This is a genomic window from Betaproteobacteria bacterium (genome assembly GCA_009693245.1).
In the GTDB taxonomy this organism is placed as follows: Bacteria; Pseudomonadota; Gammaproteobacteria; order Burkholderiales; family SHXO01; genus SHXO01.
Map to the genome: position 1 here is coordinate 1 of SHXO01000130.1, position 5034 is coordinate 5034.

At 60.3% G+C, this 5034-nt stretch carries 4 protein-coding genes; 2 read left to right on the plus strand and 2 right to left on the minus strand.

The window, feature by feature from the left end:
- Nucleotides 1-96 precede the first annotated feature (96 nt).
- Nucleotides 97-330, plus strand: coding sequence for a hypothetical protein (locus EXR36_15330; GenBank protein MSQ60961.1), 234 nt, complete (start codon nt 97-99; stop codon nt 328-330).
- A 329-nt stretch (nt 331-659) separates the two neighbouring features.
- Nucleotides 660-1445: a fatty acid hydroxylase family protein gene (locus tag EXR36_15335; GenBank protein MSQ60962.1), complete on the plus strand. Its 786-nt coding sequence runs from the start codon at nt 660-662 to the stop codon at nt 1443-1445.
- Here EXR36_15335 and EXR36_15340 read toward each other — a convergent pair.
- Complete coding sequence (locus EXR36_15340; protein ID MSQ60963.1) at nt 1426-3495, minus strand: DUF1926 domain-containing protein; 2070 nt, start codon at nt 3493-3495, stop codon at nt 1426-1428. The genes EXR36_15335 and EXR36_15340 overlap by 20 nt on opposite strands.
- On the minus strand, nt 3492-5034 hold a 1543-nt coding region (locus EXR36_15345; protein MSQ60964.1), incomplete at its 5' end, for a glycoside hydrolase. The genes EXR36_15340 and EXR36_15345, both read right to left, overlap by 4 nt.

A 5034-nucleotide genomic window follows, 5' to 3' on the forward strand; every position in this document is an offset into this window, starting at 1 on the left:
CAGAAGACGTAAAGACCCGTATCGCCAAACTAGCCAAAGCTCGCGAGGTTACCCCGCACGCCTTCATGCTCGAAGCGATCCGCGAGAAGATAGAGGATGAAGAAGCGCGCGCCGTATTTCAGGCTGAAACTTCTGACATTAAGTGGCGGAGACCTCGTCCGCCTCATCTTCCAACCATTGCTTGCGTATGCCCTCGCGAAATCCGGACGAACACAGGACGCTTTGACGCTGGTCGAAGCCACTCTCCAGTGGTCGAAGAACACCGGTGAGAGTTCGCAGCGCCCGGAAACGGAACGTATTCGAGGCGAAATCCTATTGCTTCAGGGCTAGCCTCGGGACGAGGAGGCTGAAGCCAGTTTTCAGAAGGCAATCGCAACGGCACGCGAAACCCAGACTCTGGGCTGGGAGTTGCGCGCTTCGATGTCTCTCGCGACACTGTGGCAATCCCAAGGCAGGCGCAAAGAAGCGCGCGACCTACTCTCACCGGTCTACAACTGGTTTACCGAGGGCTTCGACACCAAGGATTTGAAGGAAGCAAAAGCCTTGCTGGACCAGCTTTCCTGAGTCCCCTGAGTGTGGCCCTCTCTCCCCGGGTTGCCTGCCGCCCAAGCTCCCGCTATGCTGTCCGCTTAGAAAAATCCTTCCCGGGAGGATCCACCATGATGTCCGAACGCCAACGCAGGTTTCGCGAGCAGTACCAATCCCAAATCTCCCCCATGTACAACGGGCTCGTGCATATCGGGGTGATGTACGGGGCGGGCATCGCGGTGCTCTGGTATTGCGCCACCCATCTCCAGAACGCCACCTGGGAGTGGTTGTTGGTGTTGCCGGTGTTTTTCTTTTCCAATATGTTCGAGTGGTGGATTCACAAGTATGTGATGCACCGCCTGGTGGATGTGTGGGCGTTGCGGGCCATCTACGACCGTCACACCCGGCAGCATCACCAGTATTTCAGCGATAACGTGATGACGGTGGACACCACCCGGGAATTTCGCATCATTTTCTTTCCCTGGCGGGCGCTCTTCACCTTCATGGCCATGGGAATACCCTTCGCCGCTGCCCTGGGCTGGGCGGTGAACGCCAATGCGGGGTACATCTTGATGATCACCATCGTGGGACAGTACCTGATCTACGAAACCTTCCACTACTGCTGCCATTGCCACGAGAATGGGTTCGTGCGCAACATGCCATTCGTGAACACCATTCGCCGTCACCACACGGCGCATCACAACATGGGCATCATGATGGAGCGCAACATGAACCTGACCTTCCCCATCGCCGATTGGGTGATGGGCACGAGCGATTTGAATCGCGGGCTACTCGGCCATCTGTTTAACGGCATGAGCGAGAAGTACGTGAAGCCGGAGCTTAAACCGGTGATCGAGCGCTTCCGCCGGCCGGACGCGCCCGTGACCATCGACGGCCCTATTCGGCAACCTGCGTAGCGATTGCCGCCGGTGCGCAATAGCGCTGGCGTGCCTCCGGGCTGACCTCGATCGCGATAAGTAGATCGCTCTCGCCTGCCTCCATCTCCCATACCAAATCGAGGGTCACGGCCTGCATGATCTTCTCGAAACCGTCCTCGGACTGGGACACGGTGTGATGAGGCGCGGCGCGTAACCTTGCCGGGCGGCTACAGAGAATTTCGATGCAACCGCCCAGGACCCCGTCCTCCAGTATGATGGCGCTCATGGATTCCAGCTCCAAAACCTGGCCGAATCCGCCCGGCACTTGGCCTTCGAATACGTAGCGCCCCAGGAATCCATCGCAACTGGGCATGGCGATGTTGAGTTGCGTCTCCAGGCGCGCGCGGCTGTCCGAACGAGCCTCGTACTTCACTAGCAGACGGTTGTCCGCCAGCTCGTACTGCTTGCGCACATAACCACCAGGGACTTCGGCCCGAAAGGCGATGACCTCTTCCGGTTCCAAGGTGCTTGGTACGTACTGGGGCTGCACCGCGAGTTGCCCCGTGACCCACCGGTCCACGAACAGGGCGCGCGGCCGCGCATCGGGTTGCAGATCCCGTGCGCTAACCGGGTGCTTGAAACGCAAGCGGTCGTGGGCCGAGGCGATGCCTGTACCTTGCGCATGGGCCTGTTCGCCCTGGGACATCTTGCGGTAGTAGTGTTCTTCGCGGCGGCGCAGGGAATCGGCGAAGTTATGTTGCAGAGAATAGGCATCGAATTCGATGATGGCGGCATCGTTATCCTCGCGGACAACGATCTGGAGCAAACCGTTTTGCAGGAATATCTCTTCGCGGCCGTCGAAATCCAGGTCTTCGGAACGGCGCGGCGAATTCGGCGACAAGGTGTTCAATTCCGCTTCCAATCCGATGATCGCGTTGTATACGGCGCGCCGCAGATGCGGCAGATAGAGCCCCCCAAATAGTCCGTGCCAATAGGCGTCGTTGGCCTGCGCTTGATAGAGTAATTCGGTCATGCGCGCGGAGCGTCGCGCGGTTGGCACGGCGTCCACGCGGCGCGATAGCGACAGCATGCGCCGGTGCATCCAATTGGATTCGGAGTATCGCATCAGGAAATTGCGCCAGATACCTCCGCGAAGGAAGGGCTTGTCTTGCTCGTAGTTCCCTCCCGCCTTCTCGTTATCGACGAGCCGGGCGTAACGATGGGCTTGCTCGGCGGGGAGCGTCCACTCGTTCATTTCCATGTAGGACGTGGCGGGCAGGTAGATCACGCCGCGCGTGCGCTCCGTTTCGCGGTAGGCGCCGAAGTGCATGGTTTGAATACCGGGCGTGGCCAGCACTCCTTCGATGAATTGCCGCAACCAACCCTTGCCGTAGACCCACTCGTGGGTCTCGGGCCAGATGCCGAATTTTTCGATGTCGTCGAAATAAATGGCCGCCGCTCGGTGGTTGTCTTGCGCCATTCCTGCGATGTATTTCACCGCCTCCGGGGCCGTTGCAAAAGGCAAGCGGTAGCGCAGTCCCTCGGAGATGGGGAAAAGGTCCAGCCGGCGGTCTTCCTCCTCGGTGGTGTAGTAGCCCGCCAACTCGCCGAGCACTTTCCCCGCGCATAGGAAATGGTAATCATCCACGGTCACCATCGAGATGCCGGCATCCACCAGGGCGGGCACCACTTGCGATTCCCACACGCGCTCGGTCAGCCAGGCGCCTTGGGGCGTGGCGCCGAGCAAATGCCGGGTTCGCGCCGACAGCCTTTCGATTTGGCCCACGCGGTCGCGCGCGGGAATGGCGGCCAGAACGGGTTCGGTGTCCCCTCCGCCGAAAATTTCCGCCTGCCCGCGATCCACCATGGTCTTGAGCAAATCCATGTCTTGCGGATAGCGGTCGAACAGATATTGCAATAACCAACCGCTGAAATGAATCGAGAACTCGAATTCGGGGTAATGGTTGAGAGTTTCGAGGAAGGGTTTGTAGCAACGCGCATGGGCGTCATCGATAACTTCCGGGAAATTGCCCACGGGTTGGTGGGCATGCACGCCGAGCAGGAGAGCGACGGGCAAGTTTCCGGTCATGCCGCCCGGCGCATGGCGCCGCCCGATTCGGGTTCACCGCCGCCGCGGCTGATGGGCTCCGCCAGCGCGGCGGGTGGTGCGAGCTTCAACAACCGGTAGAGTTCAACGAGGCAGGCGCGGAAAATCTCGTCGAAGGTTCGCACGACATGGGGCGGGTTGTAGTCGCCGAACCACCAGTACCAGTCCGAGCCTTCGCAGGCCGCGAGTTGTAACGCCGCCACTTGCGTTTCGCCTTCTGTTAGGCGGCCGCTGCCCATCACCCAGTCGTAGCTTTGCTTGGCGGTGCACAGCAGATCCCAAGCGCGGTTCTTATCCGGAGAACCGATCCAGGTGGAGAGATTGCCGTACACCCAGCTCCCCGTCACCAAGGTGCCGAGGGTAAGTTCCTTCACTCCTTGCTGCTTGCGCCGCGCGATGCAGCTGGAGAAGGTGGTGGTGCGAATGCTCTCATGGGCGCTCAATGTTTCGTAGAGATCCTTGAAGAAATAGAAGCCGTTGTACGGGTAGTGCTCCCAAGCGTTCTCGCCATCGAGGATGACGCTCACCACGGGGGTGTCGTTCGCGGTTGCCTTGGCGCGAATCTCTTCCACCTGCGCGATGAAGTGACTGGCGGCATCGCGCCCATGCCAACCCTTGTATTCGAAGCCGATCAGGTCGGAGAGCCGGTCGTCGCGGAAGAAGATGGAAACCTTGCCGCTGGCCGTATTCAGCGAGTAGGGGCTATAACTGGCGCTATCCGCCGCTCCGGCGCCCTCGCGCGCGAGCGTGTTGCGCAAAACTCTTTCGCCGCTCGCTATCCAGCCCAATCCGTGCTCGGCCACCACTTCCGCGAAGGGCCACGACACCGCTCCTTCCGCAGGCCACATGCCCTGCGGCGGTGTGCCGAACCACTCTTGATGGTGCCTCTGTGCTTCCTTCACATGCCACGCCGTGCGCTGGCGCCCGCCGGGGTAGACGGTGGCTTGGGGCATGGTGGCATCGGGCATGGCTTCGCGCGCGCTCGCGAGGTTGATCAGAAGCGGCGCGATGGGATGGTAATAGGGGGTGGTGGATATTTCGATCTGCCCGCGCTCTTGCAAGCGGCGGTACCGCGTGATCAACGCGCTCATCAAGCTTCCGATCAAATCGAAGAGCGCCCGCCTATCCTCACGCGTGAAGCCTTCGCCTTGAGTCATCAACCGCACCACCAAGGGCTCGTCGCGCCGTACGCTTTCACCCGTCCAGCACAGGTGGTACCAGGTGAGCAGATCCGCGAAGTATTGGCCAGACAAGTATCCCAGCGAGTCCTTCCCGTGCTGCTTCAACACATACTGATAGATCTCGCGCAACCTTCGGTAGGGCGCGAAGGGCTCCAGCATTTTCGAGTGATTGGCGAGAAAGCACTGATCGAGGATGCGTGCGCGGTTCTGCGCATCGATGTCATCCATGCGTTCGCAAACCAGCAATCGCAGAAGGGGGTCGCGTACCTGTCCGCTGGCGAACTGCTGGGCGTAGTCCTCGATCTGCTCCAGCAGAATGGGCACCAGGTTCACCACTGCC

What these genes read in the sequence shown, in the direction of transcription:
- EXR36_15330 (MSQ60961.1), top strand. Translation starts at nt 97, where the DNA reads ATGAAGAAGCGCGCGCCGTATTTCAGGCTGAAACTTCTGACATTAAGT.
- EXR36_15335 (MSQ60962.1), top strand. Translation starts at nt 660, where the DNA reads ATGATGTCCGAACGCCAACGCAGGTTTCGCGAGCAGTACCAATCCCAA.
- EXR36_15340 (MSQ60963.1), bottom strand. Translation starts at nt 3,495, where the DNA reads ATGACCGGAAACTTGCCCGTCGCTCTCCTGCTCGGCGTGCATGCCCAC.